Raw genomic sequence first — 25,419 nt, forward strand, 5'->3', positions numbered from 1 at the left:
CCTCCATGGCCGCCGAAGCGCATTCCGAAGGGGCTTCCGAGCCGCAGCGCTCCTCGCGCCGCTTTCCGCAGCTGACCCGGGACACCGCCCGGCCGGAGGGCGGCGGACGGGCCGCCTCGGGCGGCCATCCCGCGCCCGCGCGGCAGTGGCCGCTGCTGACCGTCATGGGCGGTGTCGCGGCCGGACTGCTGCTGGTGGCCGTCGACGCGTTCCGCATCGGGACGCTCGTGATCGGCCTGTCCCTGCTGGCGGGGGCGGCGCTGCGCTGGGCGCTCCCGTCGGTGGGGATGCTGGCCGTACGCTCCCGCTTCACCGACCTGCTCACCTACGGGGTGCTCGGCTTCGTGATCGTGATGCTGTCGATGATGGTGCAGCCCAAGCCGTGGATCCACATCCCGTTCCTGGACGACATCGTGCACTTCACCGTGCGTTAGGGGCCGTCCGCGGGCGGCCCCTGGCGGGTTCCGCGCTTCGGCGGCGGCGTCGAGTAACTTGATGACGCAATGTCGTGACGTCGTCACGGTCCGTCGATTCCGCCGAGCCGGCCGCAGCGCGAGAGGGACGTCCGCCTCATGGCCAAGATCCAGGTAGTCAACCCCGTCGTCGAGCTGGACGGCGACGAGATGACCCGCATCATCTGGTCCTTCATCAAGGGCAAGCTGATCCTCCCCTACCTCGATATCGACCTGAAGTACTTCGACCTGGGCATCGAGCGCCGTGATGCGACCCATGACCAGGTGACCCTCGATGCCGCCCACGCCATCCAGCGGTACGGCGTGGGCGTGAAATGCGCCACCATCACCCCCGACGAGGCGCGGGTCGAGGAGTTCAACCTCAAGGCGATGTACCACTCGCCGAACGCCACCATCCGCAACGTCCTTGGCGGAGTGATCTTCCGCGAGCCGATCATCATGGCCAATGTGCCGCGGCTGGTCAGGGGCTGGACCCGGCCGATCGTCGTCGGCCGCCACGCCTTCGGCGACCAGTACCGCGCCACCGACCTGAGGATCCCCGGCCCCGGCACCCTCACCATGACCTTCACCCCGGAGGACGGCTCCGAACCGGTCGAGACGGAGGTCCATACGTTCCCCGGCTCCGGTGTGGCGCTGGCGATGTACAACCACGACGCGTCGATCCGGGACTTCGCCCGCGGCACGTTCCGCTACGCCCTGGCCCGCGGCTACCCCGTCTACCTGTCCACGAAGAACACCGTCCTGAAGAAGTACGACGGCCGCTTCAAGGAACTCTTCCAGGAGATCTTCGACGCGGAGTTCGCCGAGGACTTCCGGGGCCGGGGGCTGACGTACGAGCACCGGCTGATCGACGACATGGTCGCCATGACCCTCAAGTCGGCCGGCGGCTATGTGTGGGCCTGCAAGAACTACGACGGTGACGTCCAGTCCGACGTCGTCGCCCAGGGCTTCGGCTCGCTCGGCCTGATGACGTCCGTCCTGATGTCCCCCGACGGCCGCACCATCGAGGCCGAGGCCGCCCATGGCACCGTCACCCGCCACTACCGCCGGCACCAGCAGGGCAAGGCCACCTCGACCAACCCGGTCGCCTCGATCTTCGCCTGGACCCGCGGCCTCGCCCACCGGGGCAGGCTGGACGGCACCCCCGACGTCACCCGGTTCGCCGAGACCTTGGAGCGGGTCTGCATCGAGACGGTGGAGGGCGGCCAGATGACCAAGGACCTGGCGCTGCTGATCGGCCCCGACCGGCCGTGGCTGACGACGGAACAGTTCCTGGACGCGGTGGATGCCAACCTGCGGGCAGAGATGGCGGTTTGAGGTCATCCAGGCCGTTTCCATCCGGTGCGGTGCGGTGCGGTGCGGTGCGGTGCGGTGCGGTGCGGTGCGGTGCGGTCCGGTCCGGTCCGGTTGGGTCGGGTCCGGCCTGGTCCGGCCCGCCGGTCAACTGCCGTCCGGTGGTGATCGGTTGAGAGGCTTTCGGACGGAGCGTCCGCCGCTGCCGCCGGATGTTCCTCGGCCGGTGGAGTTCCCGTAATTGGCGAATGTCCGGCCATGACGGGATTTCCGGCACCGTCCCACCGCTCCCTCGCACCGGCGGAGCCGCCCGGTCGGAGTGATTTCCGGACAGGCGCCCGCGCGCGGGCGGCGGCCCACCGGAGCCGTCAGGAGGGGCCGGGGATCCCTCGCCCGGTTCCGCCGCCTGGCCGGGAAGCACCGCTTCCACTCGGATGGCCGAAACGAAGGGGGCATGCCCTCGCAGATCCCGGGCAGGCGAACGATTACCCCCCCACGGGTGCGGCACAACCTGGCGGTCGCCCGCGTCCCCCCTCCCTGAGCGGGCGACCGCCGCCCCTGTACCGGGTTCGCGACACCCGGTGAGGTGTCCCACAGCGGCCCGTCGCTTGCGGCCGCCGGGGGTCCGATAGCCTGACGGCTGGGTCTCTCGATACCAAGAGACCTCGATGAGACCTCGATAACCGGGCAGGGACACCCACCGCCACCCATGGTGGTCCGGGGGCTTGCCCCCAGAAAACGTCGCGCAGGAGATCGCCATGACCCGCACTCCCGTCAATGTCACCGTGACCGGCGCCGCCGGCCAGATCGGTTACGCCCTCCTCTTCCGCATCGCCTCCGGCCACCTGCTGGGTGCGGATGTTCCGGTCAAGCTGCGCCTGCTGGAGATCCCGCAGGGTCTGAAGGCCGCCGAGGGCACCGCCATGGAGCTCGACGACTGCGCCTTCCCGCTGCTCCGGGGCATCGAGATTTCCGACGACCCGAACGTGGCCTTCGCCGGCGCGAACGTCGCGCTGCTGGTCGGCGCCCGCCCCCGTACCAAGGGCATGGAGCGCGGCGACCTGCTGGAGGCCAACGGCGGCATCTTCAAGCCGCAGGGCAAGGCCATCAACGACCACGCCGCGGACGACATCAAGGTCCTGGTCGTCGGCAACCCCGCCAACACCAACGCGCTGATCGCCCAGGCCGCCGCCCCGGACGTACCGGCCGAGCGCTTCACCGCGATGACCCGCCTGGACCACAACCGCGCCATCTCCCAGCTCGCGCAGAAGACCGGCACCCCGGTCTCCGAGATCCGCAAGCTGACGATCTGGGGCAACCACTCCGCGACCCAGTACCCGGACATCTTCCACGCCGAGGTCGCGGGCAAGAACGCCGCCGAGGTCGTGAACGACCAGGCCTGGCTGGCCGACACCTTCATCCCGACCGTCGCCAAGCGCGGCGCGGCGATCATCGAGGCCCGTGGCGCGTCCTCGGCCGCCTCGGCCGCCAACGCCGCCATCGACCACGTCCACACCTGGGTCAACGGCACCGCCGACGGCGACTGGACCTCCATGGGTATCCCCTCGGACGGCTCCTACGGCGTCCCGGAGGGCCTGATCTCCTCCTTCCCCGTCACCACCAAGGACGGCAAGTACGAGATCGTCCAGGGCCTGGAGATCAACGACTTCTCCCGCGAGCGCATCGACGCCTCCGTCAAGGAGCTGGCGGAGGAGCGCGAGGCGGTCCGCGGTCTCGGCCTCATCTGAGCCGGCACCCACTGCCGAATTCGAGCCCGCACGGTCCTCCCATGGCCGTGCGGGCTCGGTCGCTTCTCCTCTATGCTGCGGCTCCCACACTGCGGCCGGGACCGGCAACGCCCGCACAACACGGCCGCCGCGGTGGCTCGTTGGCGAATGGTGGGGAGGCCGATGACCCGGACGAATGTGCCCGCGCAGCCCGGAGACCCCGAGGAGGAGGGGCGGTTACGCAAACCGCCCACCGCCCCGTCCGATCCCTCCGGCCCCTCCGGCCCCTCCGGCCCCTCCGGCCCCTCCGGCCCCGAACCTCCCGCGCCGCTCCCCCCGACCCCGCCGGGTGCCAGTGAGGCCACCCGGCTGCTGTGCGCCGGCACCTACCTCGACGACTCGTACCGCGATGCGGTCATCGACGAGCTCTACGTCCACGAGGAACGGTTCGCCGCCCCCTCCTCCGGTATCGACGCCGCCCGGATCCTCGCCCACGCGCTGCGCGCCCGCCGCCTCCAGCTGGGCTGGGCGGCCGCCACCCTGTTCCTGTGGATCGTGGCCATCCCGCTGTCCTCCGGGCTGGCGGCGCTCTATCTCCTCCCCGTCGCGCTGATGGCGCTCGCCCGCTTCGTCCGCGGGCTGTCGTTCCTCCCGCCGTGGGTGGCCGTGCTCGGCTCGTTCATGCTGCGCTGGTACGCACGGAGCACGTTGCTGGTGTTCGTGGTGGCGCTGGTGGTGCAGGCGTTCAGCGGCGGCGACGCCCTCCCCGGGCTCGGACGGTGGCTGCTGCCGGATCTGCCGGGCCTGCCCTCCTCCGAGCCGGACTACTCGACGTACGCGGCCGTCGACACCGCCACCCCGTCCGGCGTTTCGGGCACCAGCGGCCTCGGCGACGTCCTGCCCTTCTGGATCGCGCTGCTGCTGCCGGTGGGGCTGGCCGTGCTGGGCGCCCTGCAGCGCGGCCAGTTCGCCCGCGCGCTGGAGCGCGAACTGTCCCGGCAGCGCTTCCCCGACGTGGTGTCCGACCCCGCCGAGCGCTCCGAGGGCGTCCGCTTCCGGCGGCTGCGCGACCGGGTACGGACCGAGCAGCACGGGCCGTTGGTCATGTACCGGGCCGCCAACCCCTTCTGCGGCTCCGGCTACCCGTACAAGACCTGGTCGCTGTCGGTGGAGCTGAACCCCCGCACGGACCGCGTGGCCGAACCGCTGGACAACGGCGCCATCCTGGAGCGCATCGTGCCCCTGGTGGCGGCGCTGCGGGTGCCCTCGCCGCACGGTTCGCCGGGGGCGGCGGCCGCGGTGCGCGACCGGCTGCGCGCGCTGGAGATCGACGAGTGCGTCTTCCTGCCGGCCGAGGGGCTGCCGTCCCGCGCGGCGGCGCCGTACGCACCGCAGGACTTCGAGGAGCACCGGGCCGAAGCGGTCGAAGAGGGCGGCGAGACCCGGCGGCACTTCCTGCGCATCCGGGTCGGCGGCTGGCAGGAAGGCGTCGTCGTCACGGTCTTCGTCCGGGTGCACACCCAGGGCGGGATGCTGATGCTGGAGGTCGCGCCGCATGTGCTGTGGCCGCTGCGGCAGGTCTTCCAGGACGCCGACCGGATCGCCCACCAGTACCGTCACCACCACCACTTCGGCAAGGCCGTGTGGGCGCTGGCCGGCACCCCCCGCTCCGCCGGGGAGGCCCTCCTCACGCTGGCGCGGGGCCTGTTGTCGGCCTGGCGGCTGGCCACCGGAGGGTACGGCGCCGCGCTGCCCGAGGGCCCCGCCGCCTCCGTACGCGAACTGGGCTCCTACGGCGAGTCGTCGCTCTTCCAGGACATGGACGTCGCCCGCTATCTGGAGACCGTGCAGCAGCGGGTGGCGGCCGGGGTGACCACGGCGCTGCGGGAGGCCGGTTACCGCACCGACGAATTCGAGCAGCGGGTCATCCATGTCGCCCAGGGCGGCGTCTACGTCGAGTCCGCGCAGGGCGCCGTGGGCATCGGCGACCACAACACGATCACCCACAACGGCGGCGACACCGCCGCGGGGGGTTCCGCGTCAAAGGGGAGGAAGCAGCGTGGCAACGACTGACGGACACGGCAAGGGCATCCACATCGGCAGCGTCCGGGGCGCCTTCGCCATCGGCGACCACAACACCGTGACCCACAACGACGGCGTCGGCGCCCCGGCCGTGGACCCGGCGCAGGAGGAACTGCTGCGCGCCGTACGGGAGCTGCGCCAGGATCTGGCCCGTGCGGTGCCGAGCCCGGGGATCGACGCCCTGAGCGCCGAACTCGCCGACACCGAAACGGAGATCACCGGCACCGGTGCGGCCGGGCCCGGCCGGCTGGCCCGGCTCCGTACCGCCCTCACCGACGCCGGCGCCGTCGTCGGCCTGCTGGCCTCCGGGACGGCGGTCGGCCAGGCCGTCGCCGCCCTGGTGGGCGGGTGACGGCGCGGGGCGGGGGCCGGGCCCGCTGGAACCGCGAGACCCAGAGCTGGGAGGACGGCACTCCACCGCCCGCCCGCTATACGGGGCCGATGCCGCCGCGGCCGTCGCACGCACCGCCGCCGGGCACCGCGCCGGACGCCGCCGCGGACCCCGCCCCGGCCACCGATCCGCTCGGCGACCCGGAGCCGGCCGCTCCCGAGGGCGGCCCGGCCCGCCGCACCCAGGCGCTCGTCGCCGGTGCGGCGGTGGCCGTGATCGCGGTGGGTGCGGGCGGCGGCTATCTGCTGTGGGGCGGCCACGGCGACGGCCCGGCCGCGGCCCGCGCCCCGCACCGCACCACGGCCTCGGCGTCCGCGGCCACCGGCGCCGGGCCGGCCACCGACCCCGCCGCCACCGCCCCTTCCGCCACCGCCCCCTCCGCCACGGACCTCCCCGACGGCTACCGCCTCGTCCACGACGAAGCGGGCTTCACCCTCGCGGTGCCCAGCGGCTGGCGACGCAGCAGCCGCAGCACCGGCGTCTTCTACACCGCGCCGGACAAGCGCGGACTGGTGCAGATCTTCCAGCTCGCCGATCCCGGCAGCACGCCGCGCCAATCGCTGGAGAACACCTCGAAGCAGCTGTCCACGTCCGCCGCCAACCCCGGATACGAGGAGGTCAGCCTCGGCCCGCCGGCCGTCCCGGCCCCGGCCCCCGACGCCGTCCAGCTGGTCTACGCCTATGACAGCAAGGACGTGGGGGAGCGCGTCAAGGTGGCCGACTGCGCCTTCACGGCCGCCGACGGCCGCCAGTTCGCCGTCCTCGTCCGGGGCACCGAGGCCGACTGGCCGCGGCAGGAGCAGACCCTGCGGATCGCGCTGGGAGCCTTCGCCCCTACGGCCTGACGGCGCGCGTCCGTGCGGCCGCACGAGCGCACGCCGGCCGGGAGGCGGGCCCCGCGGTCAGCCGGGCAGCTCCGTGCGCTCCCACCACTCGTAGACCGGCAGCGTGCCCTCGGCCGTCTCCTTCGTCCGCGGCGTGGCCCGGAAGTGCTCGTACCCGGCCAGGAAAGGGATCTTCAGCTCGGACGTGCCCGGGGGATCGATCGCCACGATGCGCCCCGGGAACTCATCGGGGCCGCCCTCCAGCACCGCCTTGCCCGCCGTTCCGGTCGTGTCATCCGTGTCATGCGCCATGTCCGAATTGTCTTCCCGGGGGATGGCGGCGGAGGGGAGCGGCTCGCCGGGGGAGGGTGACGGGCTGTCCGCCGTACGGCTCGCCCCGCGCGGCCCCGTGTCACATCCGCCGCCGCCCACACGTCGTACGGAGTGAGGGCACGCCCCTCCAGGGGCGCCGCCCGGCTCCCCGGCCCCGACCTCGTACGCAGGAGGCACCCGTCATGGCACGGATCTCGCTCACCCCGCCCCGCTCGCTGTCGCTGCGGCTGGCCGCGTGGTACTCGCGGCGCGCATACGGCAAGGTCATGGAGCCCACCTTGGTGCTCGGGCACCACCCCAGGATCCTTCGGTCCTACCTCGCCTTCGAGGCGAAGGTGGGCCGGTGGAAGGCGCTGGACCCGACCCTCAGGCACCTGGCGGAGATGATCCCGGCGGTGCAGATCGGCTGCTCATGGTGCATCGACTTCGGCTACTGGCACGCTGACAAGCTCGGGCTGCCGCTGGAGAAGATCAGCAAGGTGCCGGACTGGCGGGCCCACGAGGAGTCCTTCACCGAGGTGGAACGGCTGGTCATGGAGTACGCCGAGGCCATGACGGCGACCCCGCCGACGGTCACCGACGAGCTGACCGAGGGCCTGCGCCGCCATCTGGGCGACGCCGCCCTCGTCGAGCTGACCGCGATGGTGGCGGTGGAGAACTTCCGCTCCCGGGTGAACAGCGCGATGGGCCTGCACAGCCAGGGCTTCTCCGACAACTGCGCCATCCCGCCGCGCGCCGTCGGCTCCTGATCCGCCGCACGGCCCTACGAGGCGCCGCCGCCGATCTGCCCGTGCAGGACGAGCGCCCACACCAGGCAGCCCAGCGCCGCCGTACCGGAGACCGCGCGCAGTACGTTCCAGCGCACCCACCGCGCCTCGAAAAGCTCCCGGGCGGCGGCCGGACCGGGCTGCCCGTCGGCCCCCGCCTCCAGCCGGTCGTTCAGCGGCACGTTCACCGCGAAGGTCGTCACGATCAGGACCAGATACAGCGCGAGCGCCGCGACCAGCCAGGGCAGTACGGCATGCCCGTCCGCCCGCAGATGCATACCGGCGGCCACCGCCGTGAACACCAGCGCCCCGAAGAACCCCAGCGCGAACCACCCGTTGAGGATGGCCACATTGATCCGCCGCATCGCGGTCACGAACGTCCGGTCGTCCGACCGCCGCAGGCCGGGCATCACGGCGCAGGCGAAGGCGTAGAAGAGGCCGGCGCTGAGCCCCGTGGTGAGGGTGGCGGCTATCAGGGCCGCGGTGCGGATGGCGTCGTACATCGGAGGGTCCCCCTTGGTGTGACGGGTGTGGTGTGCCGTCAGTCAACTGCCAAGGGGGCAGGGCGGGTCAGTCTTTGGGGAAATCGTCGGTGGCGAGGGAGAGGCCGACGACCGTGTCGGTGAGGTCGATCGGCTCGCCGTAGGCCAGCGTGGTGTCGATCTTGTAGTCGCCGTCCTGAGGATGGGTGGTGGAGAACTTCCGCTCCCGGGTGAACAGCGCGATGGGCCTGCACAGTCAGGGCTTCTCCGACAACTGAGCCATCCCGCCGGGCGCCGGGGCGGGCTCGTAATTCGCCGGTCCGCCGAATTCCAGCCCGGTCACTGTGCGATCTCACCTTCGGGCCGGGTGGTGTAGGAGTAGCCGTCGGCTCGTTGGAGGAGACGGAAATACTCGTGTCGGACGCCCTGGAGGGTTCCGCGAGTGGTGGTGATGTTGAAGCTTCCGGTGGCGCGGACGGCGATGCGGCCGGTGTGCGTACCTGCTTTGTTGCCGGTGGGGACGATGGCGCGGGCGAGATCTCCGGTCTGATAGCCGAAGAACTGCTTTTGGCGGGGCATGCGCAGGCGGGGGAAGCCGTATTTGTCAGTGCGTGTTCGGGTGTGGGTGCCGCGTCCCGCGCATCCGGCGATCAGTACAGCGGTGACGGTTTCGGTTATCGAGTGGAGTTTCCCTACGGCCAGGGCGTCCAACGTGTGGGTCTTGCGCAGGCGGTTGCGGGTGCGGTTCCACTTGGTGCGGCCACCGGACGCGGTGTGGGTGGGCAGCCGGCTGCCCAGTGCCTGTGCTAGTGCCCAGCGCGTGGACTGCACTGCGGCGGTGTCCCGCAGCGGGGCTTTGGCCTGGGCGTTGATCTTGGCTAACAGTTTGGGCTTGCCCGTCAGGAAGTCCTCCACGGGCCGGTTGGACTTGCGTTCGTTGCACGGAATGCAGGCGAGGGTGAGGTTGGAAACGCGATCCGAGCCGCCTTGGGAGCGGGGTTGAATGTGGTCGATGTTGAGGGGGACGTCACGGGTGCCGCAGTAGGCGCAGGACCGGCCCCACTTCGCGAGGAGGTATTCGCGGGCCTCCGTGCCGTGGAGGGTGCCGTGCTGATACTCGGCACCCTCCAGTGGCCGGCCCGCGCTGATGGCGTGGGTGTCGAAGGCGACCCGCTCCACGTGGACCGCCCGTACGGGTGCCCAGCGGATGAGCCGGTCCACCCACGAGACGGTGGTGACCACTCGATGGCGCAGCGACGGCGCGAGCCAGCCGTCGGGCCGGGGACGGTTGAGGAACCGAGGGGCCCGGTAGCGCAGGTTGCGTGTGCGGCGGCCACGTCGGTAGACGGCGCGTTGCTGCAGCTTTTTGCGGATCGTGGCCCCGCGGTGGTTGAGCTGGATTGCGTAGCGGCAGCGCCGTTCGTCGGCCTGCGCGGTGAAGATGGCGATGCCTGTGTGCTTGGAGCCGGGGTCGATACCCGCCTCGACCCCGTCCACTTCTGAGGTGGCGGCGGTGCGGTCTCTGAGACGGATGACGAACGGCGTGTGCCGGTGGACAACAGCGCGTCCCTTCTTGAGGAACGTGCGTGCCCTGGCGGGCGTGCACGGCTGTAACGGGCGGCCGTGTTTGTCGAGCACGAATACATAGGGGTGGGACTCACGTCCCTTCTCCCCGGCCCCGGAGGGCTCGGGGGTGACGCCGCCGTTGCCAGGTGAAGCTTCGGCGGTCTCCTCTCGCACATGTTCCACGCCCGGTGCCTTGCAGCCTTCGAGCCCCGTTTCGTCCCTGCTCCCGGGGATGTCTGCTGACTCGAATTCGAGGGAGAGCTGCTGAGGAAGCACAGCGCTGTCGGTCTTCTGCCGTACATGGAACGTAGCCAACTGGTCACCTCCTTGAAGGTGTTGGCTGGTGCTGGTCACACAAGGGCTCAGCCCCCGACGGAGGAGAAGCCCCGGCCTTCAGGCCGGGGAGCGTGTGACCGTGCCGCTCCTCCCCGCTGCCACGCGCGTACGAGCAGCCGCACGGTTTAACGATACGTATGTGCGAACGGTTACGCGGCTACGCGTGGCTACGTGCGGCTACGCGTCCTGCAGGCTCTGTGTCCCCTGCAGCCGGTCCTCCAGCACCGAGATGTCCACCGTCTTCCCGGGCGGCGGCGTCTTCGTGGAGACCGGCTGGTCGTAGTTGCTCAGCAGGACCGTGCCGGTCTGGTGGTCGGCCTCGGAAACGAGCTTGCGGAGGTAGTGCGGGTCGTCGACCGCGACGTAGAGGGTCTGCGTGATGCCGTTGCTCTTTTTGACGACGGGCAGCACGCGGGTGCCTTCCTGGACGGTCGGCTTGCCCTTGGACATCTGGGGCGTGGGCTGGCCGGACGGGGGGCTGCTGGGCGCGGCGGCGGCAGCCTTCTGGAACGCGCGCAGGTCGCAGGCGGTGGCGAGGCTCTGGAGGTAGGGGTCGGCGGTGGTGCCGTGCAGGTACTGGCCCTGGTATTTCCGGGCGGCGGCGTCGCCCACCTTGCCGGGGAGCTGGGTCTTCCAGAACGCGGTGTCCGGCTTCATCCAGACTTCCTTGCCGCGTTTGACGAGGTCGACGCGGCCGTAGGAGCCCTTGCTGACGGTGCCGGTGCAGTTACCGGAGAGGTCGAAGGAGAGGTCGAGCTTGCCCGGGTCGGCGGTGGACTCGGTCCGTATGCGCAGGGATTTCGCGCCGAGGAGCGCGTGGAGGGCGGTCTTGGTCACCTGCTGGGCGGTCTTGCCGGCGAGATCCCCCTCGCCGTCCGCCGGGGCGGCCGCGGCGGCGACGCCCGCCCAGGCGGGCCCGGCTATCAGGGCTGCACCGCAGGTCAGAGCCGTGATCGCGGTTATGGGGCGGTGTTTGCGGGCCATCGCGGCACCTCCGGTGCGAGGGACGTACGGCTAGGGGCATGCGGCTAGGGCATACAGCCACTCAGGGTACGTTCGGGATATTTCGGACGCACATTGGGTGGCGCATGGGCGTACATCGGCCGGGCGCCGGGCGGGTGCCGTGCGAGCGCCGGGGGCGCACGGGGCGTGCGGGGGATATGCGGCGGATGAGCAGGGGGCGATCGGATGGGCAGGAAGTGACTCGCCTCACTTTCCCCGAATGTTTGGGCATAGGTGGGGGGCTTTCGGGGAGGGGTTCCCGTTGCTGAGTGCGCGAGTGGTTGCACCAGTGGGAACAAATCCGCGGGCGGAAGGCAGAACACACGTGTCGGCAACCGAGACCATTCACGTAGACGGGGTGTGGCTGGCGGCCGCGTCCGGCGCCACGCGGGAGGTCCTCGACCCCGCCGACGCGAGCGTGCTCCAGCTGGTGTCCGAAGGCGGCGCCGAGGACGCGGACGCCGCGGTCGCGGCCGCCAAGCGGGCCTTCGACGGCGGCGCCGGCGCCTGGCCCCGCACGGCCGTGGCCGACCGCGCCGCCCTGCTGCGCCGGGTCGCCGATCTGCTCCGGCGCGACCGCGAGGAGATCGCGCTCATCGAGAGCCGCGACACCGGCAAGACGCTGGAAGAGGGCCGGGTCGACGTCGACTGCGTGACCGACGCCTTCTGCTACTTCGCCGACCTGGTGATGAACGAGAGCGGCGGACGGGTCGTCGACGCCGGATCGCCCGACATCCACAGCGTCGTCGTGCACGAGCCGGTGGGCGTCTGCGCGATGATCACGCCCTGGAACTACCCGCTGCTCCAGGCGAGCTGGAAGATCGCGCCGGCGGTCGCGGCCGGCAACACCTTCGTCATCAAGCCCAGCGAGGTCACCCCGCTCTCGACCGTCCACCTCATCAAGCTGCTGGTCGAGGCCGGGCTGCCGGACGGCGTCGCCAACATCGTCACCGGCGCGGGCCTGCCCGTCGGCCAGCGGCTGGCCGAGCACCCGGACGTGGACCTCTTCTCCTTCACCGGCGGCCTCGCCAGCGGTACGAAGGCGGGCGCGGCGGCGGTCGCCGGCGCCAAGAACATCGCGCTGGAGCTGGGCGGCAAGAACCCGAACGTCGTGTTCGCCGATGCCTGCGCCACGGACGACGGCTTCGACACCGCCGTCGACCAGGCCCTCAACGCCGCCTTCATCCACAGCGGGCAGGTCTGCTCCGCCGGCGCCCGCCTGATCATCGAGGAGTCGGTGCGCGACCGCTTCGTCGCCGAACTCGCCCGCCGCGCCGAGAAGATCAAGCTGGGCCGCGGCACCGAGGACGGCGTTGAGTGCGGCCCGCTGGTCTCCCAGCAGCAGCTCGACAAGGTCGAGGCGTACGTCGCCTCCGCGCTCGCCGAGGGCGCCCAGCTGCGCTGCGGCGGCACCCGTCCCAAGCCGTCGGACGTACGGCCCGCCACCGGCTACTTCTACGCGCCGACCGTGCTCGACGGCTGCCACCGCGAGATGAAGGTCGTCCGCGAGGAGACCTTCGGCCCGATCCTCACCGTGGAGACCTTCACGACCGAGGACGAGGCCGTCGCGCTCGCCAACGACACCGAGTACGGCCTGGCCGGCGCCGTCTTCTCCGCCGACACCGCCCGCGCCCGCCGGGTCGCCGCCCGGCTGCGGCACGGCACCGTATGGATCAACGACTTCCACCCCTACCTGCCGCAGGCGGAATGGGGCGGCTTCGGCAAGTCCGGCATCGGCCGGGAACTGGGCCCCACGGGTCTGGACGAGTACCGCGAGAGCAAGCACATTTACGAAAACCTCCGGCCGGAGCCGGTGCGCTGGTTCGCGGGCTGACCCGCAACTCCCCGGACCACGCACGCACTTGCAGTAAAGGAGCACCCCTCATGCCCGTGTACGACTACGTCGTTGTCGGCGGCGGCACCGCCGGTTCCGTCATCGCCTCCCGCCTCACCGAGGACCCGAACGTCACCGTCGCCGTCATCGAGGGCGGTCCCTCCGACATCGACCGCGAGGACGTGCTGACGCTGCGCAAGTGGCTCGGCCTGCTCGGCGGCGACCTGGACTACGAGTACACGACCACCGAGCAGCCGCGCGGCAACTCGCACATCCTGCACAGCCGCGCCAAGGTCCTCGGCGGCTGCTCCTCGCACAACACCCTGATCTCCTTCAAGCCGCTGCCGTCCGACTGGGACGAGTGGGAGGCGGCGGGCGCGGCCGGCTGGGGCGCCAAGGAGATGGACCCCTACTTCGGCAAGCTGCGCAACAACATCGTGCGGGTGGCGAAGAAGGACCAGAACCAGATCGCCACGGACTGGATCGAGGCCACCAAGACGGCGCTCGGCGTCCCCGAGGTCGTCGGCTTCAACGACAAGCCGTTCGACGAGGGCGTCGGCTTCTTCGACCTCTCCTACCACCCGGAGAACAACAAGCGGTCGTCGGCGTCCGTCGCCTACCTCCACCCGCACATGGAGGCCGGGGACCGCCCGAACCTCACGCTGATGCTGGAGACCTGGGCGCACAAGCTGGAGCTGGACGGGACGACGGCGCGTGGCGTCCACGTCCGGACGAAGGACGGCGAGGAGGTCTACGTCGAGGCGGCCCGCGAGGTGCTGGTGTGCGCCGGTGCGGTGGACACCCCCCGGCTGCTGATGCACTCGGGCATCGGCCCGAAGAAGGACCTCGAGGCGCTGGGCCTGCCGTGCGTGCTGGACCTGCCGGGCGTCGGCGAGAACCTGATCGACCACCCCGAGTCGGTCATCGTCTGGGAGACCGACGGGCCGATCCCGGGCAACTCCGCGATGGACTCCGACGCGGGCCTGTTCGTCAAGCGGGACCCGGAGCACAAGGGCCCCGACCTGATGTTCCACTTCTACCAGATCCCCTTCACCGACAACCCCGAGCGCCTGGGCTACGAGCGCCCCGAGCACGGCGTGTCGATGACCCCCAACATCCCCAAGTCCCGCTCCCGCGGCCGCCTGTACCTCACCTCCGCGGACCCCGAGGTCAAGCCCGCCCTCGACTTCAAGTACTTCGAGGATGAGGACGACTACGACGGCCGGACCCTCGTCGACGGCATCAAGCTGGCCCGCAAGGTCGCCCAGGCCGAACCGTTCGCCAAGTGGCTCAAGCGCGAGGTCTTCCCCGGCCCCGACGTCACCGACGACGAGCAGATCAGCGAGCTCGTCCGCAAGGCCGCGCACACCGTCTACCACCCGGCCGGCACCTGCAAGATGGGCGCCGCCGACGACCAACTGGCCGTGGTCGACCCGCAGTTGAAGATCCGCGGCCTGGCCGGCATCCGCATCGCCGACGCCTCCGTCTTCCCGACGATGCCGGCCGTCAACCCGATGCTGGGCGTGCTCATGGTGGGGGAGAAGTGCGCCGAACTGCTCAAGGAAGCACCTACCCAGGGAGGTGATGCGTGATGGCTGCCACCGCCGCCGGCGCATCCGCAGTACCCACGCCCAAGAAGGTCTCGTCCGCCGCCCGCGACGTCGTCTTCTCCGTCCGCAACCTGTGGAAGGTCTTCGGCCCCAAGGCCGAGCGCATCCCCGACGACGCCTCCGTCACCGGCCTCTCCGCGCAGGAGCTGCGCGAGAAGACCGGCTGCACCGCCGCCGTCCGCGACGTCTCCTTCGACGTCCACAAGGGCGAGGTCTTCGTCGTCATGGGCCTGTCCGGCTCCGGCAAGTCCACCCTCGTACGGTGTCTGACCCGGCTGATCGAGCCGACCAGCGGCGGCCTGGAGATGGACGGCGAGGACGTCCGCGCCATGGACCGCACCTCCCTGCGCGAACTGCGCCGGCGCCGCGCCTCGATGGTCTTCCAGCACTTCGGCCTGCTGCCGCACCGCACCGTCGTCGACAACGTCGCCTACGGCCTGGAGATCCAGGGCATGGGCAAGACCGAGCGCCGCGAGCGGGCCACCGAGATGGTCGAGAAGGTCGGCCTCGCCGGACTGGAGAAGCGCCGTCCCGGCCAGCTCTCCGGCGGCCAGCAGCAGCGCGTCGGCCTGGCCCGCGCCCTCGCCGTCGACCCCGAGGTCCTGCTCTTCGACGAGCCGTTCAGCGCCCTGGACCCCCTCATCCGCCGCGATATGCAGGAAGAGGTCATCCGCCTGCACCGCGAAGAGGGCCGCACCATGGTCTTCATCACCCACGACCTCGCCGAGGCGCTGCGGATCGGCGACCGGATCGCCCTGATGCGCGACGGCAAGATCGTCCAGCTCGGCACCCCCGAGGAGATCGTCGGCTCCCCGGCCGACGACTACGTCCGCGACTTCGTCCGCGACGTCCCGCGCGAGCAGGTCCTGACCGTCCGCCGCGCGATGCGTCCGGCCGAGGACGGCGAGGCTGACGAGGGTCCCGCCCTCACCCCCGACACCCTCATCTCCGACGCCATCGAGGCCGTCGCCCGCTCCGGCGGCGCCGCCCGCGTCGTCGACGACGGCCGCTGCCTGGGCATCGTCGACCACGCCTGCCTGCTCAATGTGGTCGCCCGCGTCGACCACGGGCCCGACGAGGTGGCCGCCTGATGTACGCCGCCGCCCCCCACCGCGGCGCCGCCCTGCGCGCCGTCGGCCCCAGAGCCCCCGTCGCCAACCGCCGCTCCCGCCTGCGCGCCGCCCTGCTGCGCCGCTGGCGCGAGGCCCAGCGCGCCGCCGCCATGAACGTCCCCGTCGGCACCGTGAAGCGGGGCCGCGCATGACCATCTCCACACCCCCGGTACCGCAGCGCGGCCTCGGCGCCGACAGCCCCAAGTGGCGCCCGGCCGAAGCCCTGCTGAACCGCCGCGGCATAGCCAAGCTGCTGCTGCTCGCCGTCGCCGCGGCCGTCCTCGTCCCGCTGCTGGCCGCCAAGTACGGCGCCACCTGGCCGTCCTCGCTGACCGTCGACGTCTCCGGCCCGCTCGGCAGGACCAGCGACTGGATCATCGACAACCGCGACAGCCACTGGCTGTTCGTCTACTTCCTCGGTCACCTCAGCAACGCCGTGGTGATCTCCGTACGCGGCGTCTACCTGCTGCTGCTCGCCCTGGGCTGGACCGGCGTCACGGCCGGCATCACCCTCCTCGCCTGGCGCGTGGCGGGCCCGCGCATCGCCGCCATCGCCCTGATCTCCTTCCTGGTCAGCGGCCTGCTCGGCATGTGGGTCCCCACCATGCAGACGCTCGCCCTGATGGTCGTGGCGGTCCTCGTCTCGGTCGTCGTCGGCGCCCTGCTGGGCCTCGCCGCCGGACTCTCGGAACGCCTGTTCAAGATCCTGCGCCCGGTCCTGGACACCATGCAGGTCCTCCCCGCCTTCGCCTACCTGCTCCCCGTGGTGCTGGTCTTCGGCATCGGCGTACCGGCCGCCCTCCTGGCCACCGTCATCTACGCCGCTCCGCCGATGGCCCGCCTGACCGCGCTCGGCCTGCGCGCCGCCGACCCGGGCGTCCTGGAGGCCGCCTCCTCGCTCGGCGCCACCGGACGGCAGCGGCTGCTGACCGCCCGCCTCCCGCTGGCCCGCAAGGATCTCCTCCTCGGCGTCAACCAGACGATCATGATGGCGCTGGGCATGGTCGTGATCGCCTCCATGATCGGCGCCGCCGGACTCGGTGACCGCGTCTACCAGGCCCTCGCCTCGGTCGACGTCGGCGCCGCGCTCGCCGCCGCCATCCCGATCGTGCTGCTGGCCATCGTCATGGACCGCACCACCGCCGCGGCCGGCGAACGCCTCGGCGCCGGAACGGAGCCCACCGGCCCGAAGCTGCTGCGCGGCTGGCCGGCCTGGGCGGGCATCGCCGCGATCACCGTCGCCCTCGCCGTCATCGGCCGCCTGGCCGGGTCGCTGGTCTGGCCCACCGGCTGGGTCGTCGCCATCGCCCACCCGGTCAACGCCTTCAAGGAGTGGATGGTCGGCCACCTCTACTCCGGCATCCCCGTCATCGGCGGCACCGCCGACTGGGCCGCGCACTTCACCGACTGGGTCCTCAACCCGCTGCGCGACGGCCTGACCGCACTGCCCTGGTACGGCACGCTGCTCATCGTCGCCGCGCTGGCCTGGCTGATCGGCACCTGGCGCACCGCCCTGACCGCCGTCCTCGCGATGGCCGCCATCGGCGTGCTGGGCGTCTGGAAGCCCTCCATGAACACCCTCTCCCAGGTCCTCGCCGCCCTCGTGGTGACCCTGGTGCTGGGCTTCGGCGTGGGCATCCTGGCAGCCGGCAGCAAGCGCTTCGAATCGATCCTGCGCCCGGTCCTGGACGTCATGCAGACCATGCCGCAGTTCGTGTACCTGATTCCGGTCGTGGCCCTCTTCGCCGTCGGCCGCGCCCCGGCCGCCGCCGCTGCCGTGGTCTACGCCCTGCCCGCGGTCATCCGCATCACCACCCAGGGCCTGCGCCAGGTGGAGCCCGGCGCCATCGAATCGGCCCGCTCCCTCGGCGCCACCCGCTGGCAGATCCTCCGCCAGGTCCAGCTCCCGCTCGCCCGGCCCGCGTTGCTGCTGGCCGTCAACCAGGGAGTGGTCCTCGTCCTCGCCGTCGTCATCATCGGCGGCCTGGTGGGCGGCGGCGCCCTCGGCTACGACGTCGTCACCGGCCTCGCCACCGGAGACCTGGCCCTCGGCCTGGTCGCGGGCGTCGCCATCGTCTGCCTGGGCCTGATGCTCGACCGGGTCACCCAGCCGACCGAACGCCGCACCACGGGGAAGGGAGCCTGACCATGTCCCGTACCCGCACCCTCGCAAAGATCACCGGCACGTCCGTGCTGGCGGGAGCGCTGCTCGTCTCGCTCTCCGCCTGCGGCAAGGCCGATATGACCAAGCAGGCCTCGCCGTTCGCGGCGGCCAAGGGCTCCAAGTCCGTCACCCTCTCCGTACAGACCTGGGTCGGCGCCCAGTCCAATGTCGCGGTCGCCAAGTACCTGCTCGAACACGAGATGGGCTACCACGTCGACACCGTCCAGGTGGACGAGATTCCCGCCTGGGACGCCCTCAGCCAGGGCCGGGTCGACGCCATCCTGGAGGACTGGGGCCACCCCGACCAGGAACAGCGCTACGTCAAGGACAAGAAGACGATCACGGCGGGCGGCGGCAACGGCGTCACCGGCCACATCGGCTGGTTCGTCCCCAAGTACTGGGCCGACAAGCACCCCGAGGTCAAGAACTGGAAGAACCTCAACAAGTTCGCCAAGCAGCTCCGCACCTCGGAGAGCGGCAACAAGGGCCAGCTGATGGACGGCTCCCCGTCCTACGTCACCAACGACAAGGCGCTGGTGAAGAATCTCGGCCTCGATTACGAGGTCGTCTTCGCGGGCTCCGAGGCGGCGCAGATCACCCAGATCCAGCAGTTCGCCAAGCAGAAGAAGCCCTTCCTCACCTATTGGTACGAGCCGCAGTGGCTCTTCAACCAGGTGCCGATGGAGGAGGTCCAACTCCCCAAGTACACGGACGCCTGCGCGGCCAAGGGCACGAAGGATCCCAAGTCCATCGACTGCGCCTACCCCACCACTCCCCTCCAGAAGTTCTTCAACAGCGATTTCGCCAAGAGCGGCAGCAGCGCCGCGGCATTCCTGAAGCACTTCCAGTGGACCAAGGACGACCAGAACGAGGTATCCGAAATGATCGCCTCGAACGGCCTGTCCGCGGACGAGGCGGCCAAGCGGTGGGTGGACAAGCACCCGGACGTCTGGAAGAAGTGGCTGCCGAAGCGGTAGCGCCTTCCGGGTTCCGTGAGCGGGCAGTCGTACGCGCGAGCGTGTGGCCGCCCGCTCCGCTTTTCCACGGGCGCCGCACGGCCGAACGGCTCACCGCCGCCGTCACCCGTCCGGATGGCGGACCGTGAACCACCGCACGGCGCCGCGGCAGGCGCAGCAGTCTGGGGCCGCCTGCCGCCGAAGAAGGGCCAACCGCCATGCCGCTGCCGCCGCCGCTGAAGTGCCCCACCCCGGGCTGTGACGACTGGCTGTGGAAGGACACCACGACCACCGACAAGGACTGGGACAACTGGCGGTGGTGGTGCCGTCCCTGCAACAAGAAGTGGTACCCGACGGCGAAGCAGCTCGGCGAGTTCCGTCACGGCTCCTCACCCGGCGCGTCACCCGCCGCGTCGTACGGCCCCTCCCACGGCGCGCCCCGCGCCTCCTCCCACGGGCCGTCGCACGGAGCGGTCCCCGCCAACCGGGATCCGAGGGTGCCCCGGAGGTGACCAACTGCCCCCAACTTCCCTTTCTGGAATGACTGTTCCGAGGTTGTCGCCAGTGGCTGCGATTACGGTCCGAAGCATGGACGTGCGAGGATGGACGGTCGTGCTCAGCATCGACGACCTCAAGAAGTGGAAGGACGGCGGCTGGCAGGTCTGGGACAAGTGGGCGCGCAAGGCACAGGACTTCGCCAACCCGGTCATCAAGGACCACTGGAAGACGGAACGCCTGACGAAGGCGCAGGCCGCGCCCGACCTCAGCGTGACGGCCACCGGCGCGGGCAGTGAGTTCGAGGCGACCGACCCCGAGCTGCGGCCGGTCGCCGCCCAGCAGATCGGACGGCCGTACCACAACTACGTGACTCCTCCCCCGGATAAATTCGGGGGCTTCTCCTGTCGGTGGCTAGGCCACGTTCGGAAGGGCCAGCCCGGCCCTGACGGCGACGTTGAGTGCGCCGACCTGGTCGGCGTTGGCGGTGTGCCCGCACCGGGTGCACTCGAACTTCTCTTGGGTGGTGCGGTTCTCGCCGGACACGTGCCCGCAGGCGGGGCAGGTGCGGGAGGTGTTGCGGGGGTCCACCGGGATCAGTACACGACCGGCACTTTCAGCCTTGTGCGCGAGGATGCCCAGGAACACCCCCCAACCCGCGTCGTGGATACTCTTGTTCAGCCCAGCCTTGGCCGCCGCGCCGTTCGGCAGGAAGGCGCCCACGTTGTCGTGCTTGGGCTTGGGGGTGCGGACCATGTTCGCGATGGCCAGACGCTCATGCGCGATCACGTCGTAGGTGCGGACCAGGGCAAGAGCGGTCTTGTGTGCGTGGTCGGTGCGCTGGCGTCGCACCCTGCGGTGTAGCTTGGCGACCTTCTCCACCGCCCGCTGGTGCTTGACAGTGCGGTTCTCCTGCTTTCGTCGGGGGAACTGCTTGAGCACCCGCTGAGCCTCGGCGAGATCACCGGCGTTGCGCTTGCCGTGCCGGGGGTTGACGATGTGCTCGCCCTCGGATGTGGTGAGGAAGTGGGCTATGCCCATGTCGATGCCGGTCACGGCACCGGTGGCAGGCAGCGGTTCGGCCGGAACGTTGTCGCAGGAGAGGATGAGGTACCACTGCCGTCCCTCGCGCTTGATGCTGACGGTCTTGACGCGCCCGTTCACCAGCCGGTGCTGGTGCACGCGGACATGCCCGACGCCTTGTAGGCGGACGCGGGTGACGGGATCGTGCGGGGTGGAGTCCCAGCGGCAGCCGTCGCCGTCCTTCGGGAAGTCCACGGTGTCGAACCAGTTCACGCCACGGAACCGGGGATAGCCCGGCTTCTCCCCGGCCTTCACTCGCCGGAAGAACCCCTGAAACGCTTTGTCCAGCCGGCGAAGCGTGGCCTGCTGGGACGAGAACGACCAGCGGCCCTGCCGCTCGGGGTCGAAGGCCCGGATCTCCTTGAGCTGTGCGGACTGCTGCCCGTACTTGACGCCCGTCCTGGAGACGTGCCGATAGGCGTCGCGGCGTTCCTGCAACGCGCCGTTGTAGAGGGAGCAGTGATCCCGCAGCATCTCGCCTAGGGCCTGCGCCTGGCGCACGGTGGGGCGGAGAAGGAACTTATACGCGCGGTGCACTGACCTCCCCCTTTCCCCGCCTCAACTGATGTGTTCAACCTACCGGTGGCCACTGACAACAGCGCCGACGAGTGCACGCAGTTGTGGCCAGAGCAGTCTTGAGAAGCGATTCCCTCCATGCGTAAACGTGCGGTCCCCTCGCTAGCTGAGGGCACCGGTCGGAAAGGTCTTCTTCGACAGCCCCGACGGTCCCAGGGTCTGCTCCGGCACGATCGTTGCGGACCCGCCGCACCCGGGGAAGTCCAACCTGGTGTGGACCGCGGGCCACTGCGTGCACGCAGGCAAGCAGGGCGGCCGGATGCGTAATATCGCCTTCGTGTGAACATCGTGGCCCAGGAACCGTCCACGAAACCGATCTCGTAAGTCCCCAGCTTCCCATCGCGCCGGTTGCGCACTCAGTCGGACGGCCGCCGGTCCGGACGCCCTACGCCTCCGGCGGCAGCGCCCGGCACAGGGCCTGCAGCGCGCCCGGGAAGGCGCGGTCGGAAGGGGTCGCATAGCCGATGACCAGGCCGTGGCGGGGCGGCATCGTGGCGGCCGGGTGGCGGTAGCCGGAGAGGCCGTCCAGGGCCAGTCCCTGCCACTGCGCGGCGCGGAGAGCGGCGCTCTCGTCGGAGTGCGTTGCTCCGGAGGGGAGTTGGACGACGGCGTGCAGGCCGGCCGCGATGCCGGTGACGGTGAGGTGCGGGGCGTGCCCGGCGATCGCTTCGAGCAGCTGGTCGCGGCGCCGCCGGTAGCGCTGGCGCATCCGACGGATATGGCGGTCGTACGAGCCGGAGGCGATGAAGTCCGCGAGGGTCAGCTGATCGGTGGCGCTCGCCCACGCCTCCCGTTCGCCCTTGGCCTCCAGAACGGGAGCCACCAGGCGGTCCGGGAGGACCATCCAGCCCAGGCGCAGGGCCGGGGACAGGCTCTTGCTGACGGAGCCGAGGTGGATGACGTGGTCGGGGTCCAGGCCCTGAAGGGCGCCCACCGGCTTGCGGTCGTAGCGGAATTCGCCGTCGTAGTCGTCCTCCAGAACGTAACTCCCGGTGGAACGAGCCCAGTTGATGAGCATGGCCCGGCGGTCGGGGTGCAGGGGGACGCCGGTGGGGAACTGGTGGGCGGGGGTGAGGAGGGCGGCGCCGATGCCTTTGCGGGCCGCCAATTCCCCTACATCCGCACCGTGTTCGTCGAGGGAGAGGGCGTGGGTGCGGATGCCGGCGGTCGCGAGGAGGCCGTGGTGGAAGGCGAGGCCGTACGACTCCACGGCGAGCGGGCCGGGCAGCACGGCGGGGAAGAGGAGGCGCAGGGCGTGGGCGAAGCCGGAGCAGATGACGATCCGGCCGGGGTCGGTGCGCACGCCGCGGGTGCGGGCCAGGTAGTCGGTGAGGGCGCGGCGCAGTTCGGGGCGCCCGCGGGGATCGCCGGGGCCGAACGCGTCGTGCGGCGCGGCGGACAGCGCGCGGCGGGCGGCGGCGAGCCAGGCGGCGCGCGGGAAGGACGTGGCGTCCGGCTGGCCCTGGAGCAGGTTGTGGGCGGGACTGCCCGACGGGGCGCGGTGGGCGGCGGAGCGCAGGGGCTTGAGCGGCTCGGCACGGTGCGCGACCCGGGTTCCGGAGCCCTGCCGGGCGCTCAGCCAGCCCTCGGCGACCAGTTCGGCGTAGGCGTCGGCGACCGTATTGCGGGCGATGCCGAGGTCGGCGGCGAGCGAACGGTAGGGCGGCAGACGGGTACCGGGCGCGAGGCGGCCGGTGCGTACGGCGTCCCGCAGCGCACGAATGAGGACGGCGCGGCGGCTGCCGGGACCGGTGAGCTCCAGATGGAGATCGGCGCCCAGGCTCTCCGCGAGGTTGACCCATGAATCCGGCATGGAAATGCACCCTACCGGCGGTCGCCTGCGCTTCTAGATTCAAGCCGTGACGAACAGCGAAGCGAACGATGAGGCGAACAACGAAGTGAACAACGAAGCGAACGACGAAGTGAACGAAGCGAACAGCGACCAGAACACCACCACCACCACCGCGGCGGCCGCGGCGCACCGCACCAAGGCCGGCCGGCTCGACTTCGCCAAGGCCGCGCCCCGCGCCTTCAAGGCACTCATCGGCTTCGACGCCGCCGCCCGGGAGGGCCTGGACCCCGCCCTCGTCGAACTGGTCCAGATCCGCGCCTCGTCGATCAACAAGTGCGCCTACTGCCTCCACATGCACACCACCGACGCCCGGAAGGCGGGCGAGAGCGAGGAGCGGCTGCACATGGTCGCCGTATGGCGGGAGGCCGCGCACTTCTTCACCGAGAAGGAGCAGGCGGCGCTGGAGCTCACCGAGGCGGTGACGCGGGTGGCGGACGGCGGGGTGCCGGACGCGGTGTACGAGCGGGCCGCGCGGCACTTCGACGACGCCGAGCTGGCGCGGCTGCTGGCCCTGATCTTCACGATCAACACCTGGAACCGCATCGCCCTCAGCACGGCGAAGGTGCCGGGGACCGACGGCCGGTGAGCCGCCGGCGGGAACCGGGCGGGGCGTCCCCGGCGCGCCCCGCCCCCCCGGCCGGGTCAGTCCCGCCCCGGCCGGGTCAGTCCCGCACCCGAAGTTCCTCCCGCAGCTGCTCGGCCATCCCCGCCACGGCCGCCATCGCCCGCCGCTGGAGCCCGGGGCCGAAGGTGATGCGGGACGCGCCCAGGGCGCCCAGCTCGCGGGGGGTGGGGCCGTCCGGGACGGCCACGGCGTTGACCGGTACGCCGACGGCGCCGGCGATCTCGGCCAGCAGCGACGGCGGGGCGAGGATCGGGTAGACGCAGTCGGCGCCCGCCTCGGCGTACAGCCGGCCGCGCAGGATCGCCTCCTCCGCGCCCTCGACGCCCCGCAGGAACGTATCGATCCGGGCATTGATGACCAGCGCGTCGCCCGCCTCGGCCCGCACCCGGGCCAGCCAGTCCGCCTGCGCCTGGGGCTCGCGCAGCACCCCGGACGCATGGTCGCTGTCCTCGAGGTTGCAGCCCACCGCCCCGGCATCGGCCAGGCGGCCCACCAACTCCTTGGCGGACAGCCCGTATCCGGCCTCCACGTCCGCCGACACCGGCACGTCCACGGCCCGGACGATCCGCGCGATGGCCGCGAACATCTCCTCGGTCGGCGTGCTCCCGTCCTCGAAGCCGAGGGACGCCGCGATGCCCGCACTGGGCGTGGCGAGCGCCGGGAACCCGGCGTCGGCGAACACCTTGGCGCTGCCCGCGTCCCAGGGCCCGGGAAGGACCAGGGGCAGATCGGGGCCGTGGTGCAGGGCGCGGAGGGCGGCTGCGGTCATGTGGTGCCTCCAGCTGGTTCCGGTGTGACGGATGAGCGGCCAAGGGCGTGCGCCCATGGGCCGGGGTGCGCCTACGGGGGCGCGCCCACGGGCGTGCGGACCGCGACATTGATGCGGTTCCAGATATTGATCACGACGATCAGGGAGATGAGGCGGGCGAGCCCGGCCTCGTCGAAGTGAGCCGCGGCACGGTCGTACACGCCGTCCGGGACGCCGCCGTCCGGCAGCCGCGTCATCGCCTCGGTCAGGGCGAGGGCCGCCCGCTCCCGCTCCGTGTAGAGACCGGGCGCCTCCTCCCAGGCGCCGAGGAGCCGGATCCGTTCCTCGCTCTCCCCCGCGTTCCTGGCGGCCTTGGCATCCCGGGTGTGCAGGTCGATGCAGAACGCGCAGTGGTTGAGCTGGGAGCCGCGCAGCAGGACGAGTTCGACCAGAGTCGGATCGAGGCCCTGCTTGGCGGCCGCGCTCAGCGCCATCAGCGGAGCGACGATGCCCGGCGCCAGTTTGCCCAGGGGCAGCCTGGGTGCCGTGGTGCTCACGCCGCCCATTGTGGTCATGCCCGGCCCGGGGCCATACGGGTCGACACACCGAAGCGGTTCCAGGCGTTGATGGTGGTGATCAGGGCGATCAGCTGGGCGAGCTCGGTCTCGTCGAAGACCGCGGCGGCGCGGGCGTGGACGGCGTCCGGGACGAACCCGTCCGTCAGGACCGTGATGGCCTCCGTCAGGGCGAGGGCGGCCTGCTCCTTGGGGGAGTAGAAGGAGGTGGCCTCCTCCCAGGCGTTGAGCAGGTAGATGCGCTCCTCGGTCTCGCCGGCCTGGCGCGCGTCCTTGATGTGCATATCGATGCAGAACGCGCAGTGGTTGATCTGCGAGGCGCGGATCTTCACCAGCTCGACCAGCGCGGGGTCGAGCCCCTTCTTGGCCGCCGTGTCGAGGGCGATCATGGCCTTGTAGACCTCGGGGGCGAGCTTCGCCCAGTGGAGGCGGGGGCCGTGTGCGTGGTGGGTCTCGGGGGTCGCCTGGGGCGTCGTCTCGGTCGTCATGGCTACGACGCTACGGGCCCAGTGG

General features: G+C 71.1%; 24 protein-coding genes. 15 read left to right on the forward strand and 9 right to left on the reverse strand.

The window, feature by feature from the left end; translation table 11 throughout:
* Window positions 1-5: 5 nt before the first annotated feature.
* From AC5677_RS23985 to AC5677_RS24010, 6 genes are all read left to right on the forward strand, one after another.
* Window positions 6-434, forward strand: coding sequence for a DUF3017 domain-containing protein (locus tag AC5677_RS23985; RefSeq protein WP_497189984.1), 429 nt, complete (start codon window positions 6-8; stop codon window positions 432-434).
* A gap of 138 nt (window positions 435-572) precedes the next feature.
* Entirely contained in the window at window positions 573-1,790 is a 1,218-nt protein-coding gene (locus AC5677_RS23990) for an NADP-dependent isocitrate dehydrogenase (protein ID WP_497189985.1), read from the forward strand.
* Window positions 1,791-2,524: 734 nt separating this feature from the next.
* On the forward strand, window positions 2,525-3,514 hold the full coding sequence (locus AC5677_RS23995) for a malate dehydrogenase (protein WP_497189986.1): 990 nt from the start codon (window positions 2,525-2,527) through the stop codon (window positions 3,512-3,514).
* 162 nt (window positions 3,515-3,676) lie between these two features.
* Window positions 3,677-5,566: an AbeC-like domain-containing protein gene (locus AC5677_RS24000; protein ID WP_497189987.1), complete on the forward strand. Its 1,890-nt coding sequence runs from the start codon at window positions 3,677-3,679 to the stop codon at window positions 5,564-5,566.
* Window positions 5,553-5,927 carry a hypothetical protein gene (locus AC5677_RS24005; protein ID WP_497189988.1) on the forward strand — a complete coding sequence of 125 codons (375 nt, stop codon included), beginning with the start codon at window positions 5,553-5,555 and terminating at the stop codon, window positions 5,925-5,927. Before AC5677_RS24000 ends, AC5677_RS24005 begins: the two co-directional genes overlap by 14 nt.
* The gene (locus tag AC5677_RS24010; protein ID WP_497189989.1) at window positions 5,924-6,811 is read left to right on the forward strand and encodes a serine/threonine kinase C-terminal domain-containing protein; all 888 of its coding nucleotides are present in this window, start codon (window positions 5,924-5,926) and stop codon (window positions 6,809-6,811) included. Before AC5677_RS24005 ends, AC5677_RS24010 begins: the two co-directional genes overlap by 4 nt.
* Window positions 6,812-6,868: 57 nt before the next feature.
* Here the strand turns inward: AC5677_RS24010 and AC5677_RS24015 are convergent, their stop codons facing one another.
* On the reverse strand, window positions 6,869-7,102 hold the full coding sequence (locus AC5677_RS24015; RefSeq protein WP_497189990.1) for a DUF5988 family protein: 234 nt from the start codon (window positions 7,100-7,102) through the stop codon (window positions 6,869-6,871).
* 203 nt (window positions 7,103-7,305) lie between these two features.
* Between AC5677_RS24015 and AC5677_RS24020 the strand changes: the two genes are divergently transcribed.
* Entirely contained in the window at window positions 7,306-7,872 is a 567-nt protein-coding gene (locus AC5677_RS24020; RefSeq protein WP_497189991.1) for a carboxymuconolactone decarboxylase family protein, read from the forward strand.
* Between the two features lie 14 nt (window positions 7,873-7,886).
* On the opposite strand, the gene AC5677_RS24025 is transcribed toward AC5677_RS24020, so the two are convergent.
* The 3 genes from AC5677_RS24025 to AC5677_RS24035 all read right to left on the reverse strand — a co-directional run bounded on the left by AC5677_RS24025 (window position 7,887) and on the right by AC5677_RS24035 (window position 11,258).
* Window positions 7,887-8,393, reverse strand: a complete 507-nt coding sequence (locus tag AC5677_RS24025) for an anthrone oxygenase family protein (RefSeq protein WP_497189992.1) — start codon at window positions 8,391-8,393, stop codon at window positions 7,887-7,889.
* A 318-nt stretch (window positions 8,394-8,711) separates the two neighbouring features.
* Window positions 8,712-10,253, reverse strand: coding sequence for an RNA-guided endonuclease IscB (gene iscB / locus AC5677_RS24030; RefSeq protein ID WP_497189993.1), 1,542 nt, complete (start codon window positions 10,251-10,253; stop codon window positions 8,712-8,714).
* Window positions 10,254-10,451: 198 nt separating this feature from the next.
* Entirely contained in the window at window positions 10,452-11,258 is an 807-nt protein-coding gene (locus AC5677_RS24035) for a hypothetical protein (protein ID WP_497189994.1), read from the reverse strand.
* A 343-nt stretch (window positions 11,259-11,601) separates the two neighbouring features.
* Here AC5677_RS24035 and AC5677_RS24040 point away from each other — a divergent pair, with 343 nt between their 5' ends.
* The 7 genes from AC5677_RS24040 to AC5677_RS24070 all read left to right on the forward strand — a co-directional run bounded on the left by AC5677_RS24040 (window position 11,602) and on the right by AC5677_RS24070 (window position 19,464).
* The gene (locus AC5677_RS24040) at window positions 11,602-13,110 is read left to right on the forward strand and encodes an aldehyde dehydrogenase family protein (protein WP_497189995.1); all 1,509 of its coding nucleotides are present in this window, start codon (window positions 11,602-11,604) and stop codon (window positions 13,108-13,110) included.
* A gap of 50 nt (window positions 13,111-13,160) precedes the next feature.
* Window positions 13,161-14,702 carry a GMC family oxidoreductase gene (locus AC5677_RS24045; RefSeq protein ID WP_497189996.1) on the forward strand — a complete coding sequence of 514 codons (1,542 nt, stop codon included), beginning with the start codon at window positions 13,161-13,163 and terminating at the stop codon, window positions 14,700-14,702.
* The gene (locus tag AC5677_RS24050; RefSeq protein WP_497189997.1) at window positions 14,702-15,811 is read left to right on the forward strand and encodes a quaternary amine ABC transporter ATP-binding protein; all 1,110 of its coding nucleotides are present in this window, start codon (window positions 14,702-14,704) and stop codon (window positions 15,809-15,811) included. Before AC5677_RS24045 ends, AC5677_RS24050 begins: the two co-directional genes overlap by 1 nt.
* A complete protein-coding gene (locus AC5677_RS24055; RefSeq protein WP_497189998.1) occupies window positions 15,811-15,984 on the forward strand; it encodes a hypothetical protein in 174 nt (57 codons plus the stop codon). Before AC5677_RS24050 ends, AC5677_RS24055 begins: the two co-directional genes overlap by 1 nt.
* A complete protein-coding gene (locus AC5677_RS24060) occupies window positions 15,981-17,978 on the forward strand; it encodes an ABC transporter permease (protein ID WP_497189999.1) in 1,998 nt (665 codons plus the stop codon). The genes AC5677_RS24055 and AC5677_RS24060 overlap by 4 nt, the downstream gene beginning before the upstream one ends.
* Before the next feature lie 2 nt (window positions 17,979-17,980).
* Window positions 17,981-18,973 carry an ABC transporter substrate-binding protein gene (locus tag AC5677_RS24065; RefSeq protein ID WP_497190000.1) on the forward strand — a complete coding sequence of 331 codons (993 nt, stop codon included), beginning with the start codon at window positions 17,981-17,983 and terminating at the stop codon, window positions 18,971-18,973.
* Between the two features lie 197 nt (window positions 18,974-19,170).
* On the forward strand, window positions 19,171-19,464 hold the full coding sequence (locus tag AC5677_RS24070) for a hypothetical protein (RefSeq protein ID WP_497190001.1): 294 nt from the start codon (window positions 19,171-19,173) through the stop codon (window positions 19,462-19,464).
* A 397-nt stretch (window positions 19,465-19,861) separates the two neighbouring features.
* Here AC5677_RS24070 and AC5677_RS24075 read toward each other — a convergent pair whose 3' ends face one another.
* Together AC5677_RS24075 and pdxR are read right to left on the reverse strand one after the other, a co-directional pair.
* The gene (locus tag AC5677_RS24075) at window positions 19,862-21,067 is read right to left on the reverse strand and encodes an RNA-guided endonuclease InsQ/TnpB family protein (RefSeq protein ID WP_497190002.1); all 1,206 of its coding nucleotides are present in this window, start codon (window positions 21,065-21,067) and stop codon (window positions 19,862-19,864) included.
* A gap of 424 nt (window positions 21,068-21,491) precedes the next feature.
* Complete coding sequence (gene pdxR / locus AC5677_RS24080) at window positions 21,492-22,919, reverse strand: MocR-like pyridoxine biosynthesis transcription factor PdxR (protein WP_497190003.1); 1,428 nt, start codon at window positions 22,917-22,919, stop codon at window positions 21,492-21,494.
* A gap of 109 nt (window positions 22,920-23,028) precedes the next feature.
* Here pdxR and AC5677_RS24085 point away from each other — a divergent pair, with 109 nt between their 5' ends.
* Complete coding sequence (locus AC5677_RS24085; protein ID WP_497196732.1) at window positions 23,029-23,544, forward strand: carboxymuconolactone decarboxylase family protein; 516 nt, start codon at window positions 23,029-23,031, stop codon at window positions 23,542-23,544.
* A gap of 76 nt (window positions 23,545-23,620) precedes the next feature.
* On the opposite strand, the gene AC5677_RS24090 is transcribed toward AC5677_RS24085, so the two are convergent.
* From AC5677_RS24090 to AC5677_RS24100, 3 genes are all read right to left on the reverse strand, one after another.
* Window positions 23,621-24,352, reverse strand: a complete 732-nt coding sequence (locus tag AC5677_RS24090) for an isocitrate lyase/PEP mutase family protein (RefSeq protein WP_497190004.1) — start codon at window positions 24,350-24,352, stop codon at window positions 23,621-23,623.
* Window positions 24,353-24,423: 71 nt separating this feature from the next.
* Window positions 24,424-24,897 carry a carboxymuconolactone decarboxylase family protein gene (locus tag AC5677_RS24095; protein ID WP_497196733.1) on the reverse strand — a complete coding sequence of 158 codons (474 nt, stop codon included), beginning with the start codon at window positions 24,895-24,897 and terminating at the stop codon, window positions 24,424-24,426.
* Between the two features lie 5 nt (window positions 24,898-24,902).
* Window positions 24,903-25,394 (reverse strand): carboxymuconolactone decarboxylase family protein, encoded by a 492-nt coding sequence (locus AC5677_RS24100; protein WP_497190005.1) that lies wholly within the window; start codon window positions 25,392-25,394, stop codon window positions 24,903-24,905.
* Window positions 25,395-25,419: the final 25 nt, after the last annotated feature.

This window comes from Streptomyces sp. JLSY215 (assembly GCF_059682825.1).

Bases quoted from the DNA above. Each gene is read 5' to 3' on its own strand.
- AC5677_RS24090 (WP_497190004.1), bottom strand. From the start codon at position 24,352: ATGACCGCAGCCGCCCTCCGCGCCCTGCACCACGGCCCCGATCTGCCC.
- AC5677_RS24055 (WP_497189998.1), top strand. From the start codon at position 15,811: ATGTACGCCGCCGCCCCCCACCGCGGCGCCGCCCTGCGCGCCGTCGGC.
- AC5677_RS24035 (WP_497189994.1), bottom strand. From the start codon at position 11,258: ATGGCCCGCAAACACCGCCCCATAACCGCGATCACGGCTCTGACCTGC.
- AC5677_RS24025 (WP_497189992.1), bottom strand. From the start codon at position 8,393: ATGTACGACGCCATCCGCACCGCGGCCCTGATAGCCGCCACCCTCACC.
- AC5677_RS24095 (WP_497196733.1), bottom strand. From the start codon at position 24,897: ATGGGCGGCGTGAGCACCACGGCACCCAGGCTGCCCCTGGGCAAACTG.
- AC5677_RS24070 (WP_497190001.1), top strand. From the start codon at position 19,171: ATGCCGCTGCCGCCGCCGCTGAAGTGCCCCACCCCGGGCTGTGACGAC.
- AC5677_RS24065 (WP_497190000.1), top strand. From the start codon at position 17,981: ATGTCCCGTACCCGCACCCTCGCAAAGATCACCGGCACGTCCGTGCTG.
- AC5677_RS24015 (WP_497189990.1), bottom strand. From the start codon at position 7,102: ATGGCGCATGACACGGATGACACGACCGGAACGGCGGGCAAGGCGGTG.
- AC5677_RS24020 (WP_497189991.1), top strand. From the start codon at position 7,306: ATGGCACGGATCTCGCTCACCCCGCCCCGCTCGCTGTCGCTGCGGCTG.
- AC5677_RS23985 (WP_497189984.1), top strand. From the start codon at position 6: ATGGCCGCCGAAGCGCATTCCGAAGGGGCTTCCGAGCCGCAGCGCTCC.
- AC5677_RS24050 (WP_497189997.1), top strand. From the start codon at position 14,702: ATGGCTGCCACCGCCGCCGGCGCATCCGCAGTACCCACGCCCAAGAAG.
- AC5677_RS24060 (WP_497189999.1), top strand. From the start codon at position 15,981: ATGACCATCTCCACACCCCCGGTACCGCAGCGCGGCCTCGGCGCCGAC.
- AC5677_RS24100 (WP_497190005.1), bottom strand. From the start codon at position 25,394: ATGACGACCGAGACGACGCCCCAGGCGACCCCCGAGACCCACCACGCA.
- AC5677_RS24045 (WP_497189996.1), top strand. From the start codon at position 13,161: ATGCCCGTGTACGACTACGTCGTTGTCGGCGGCGGCACCGCCGGTTCC.
- AC5677_RS23995 (WP_497189986.1), top strand. From the start codon at position 2,525: ATGACCCGCACTCCCGTCAATGTCACCGTGACCGGCGCCGCCGGCCAG.
- pdxR (WP_497190003.1), bottom strand. From the start codon at position 22,919: ATGCCGGATTCATGGGTCAACCTCGCGGAGAGCCTGGGCGCCGATCTC.
- AC5677_RS24000 (WP_497189987.1), top strand. From the start codon at position 3,677: ATGACCCGGACGAATGTGCCCGCGCAGCCCGGAGACCCCGAGGAGGAG.
- AC5677_RS23990 (WP_497189985.1), top strand. From the start codon at position 573: ATGGCCAAGATCCAGGTAGTCAACCCCGTCGTCGAGCTGGACGGCGAC.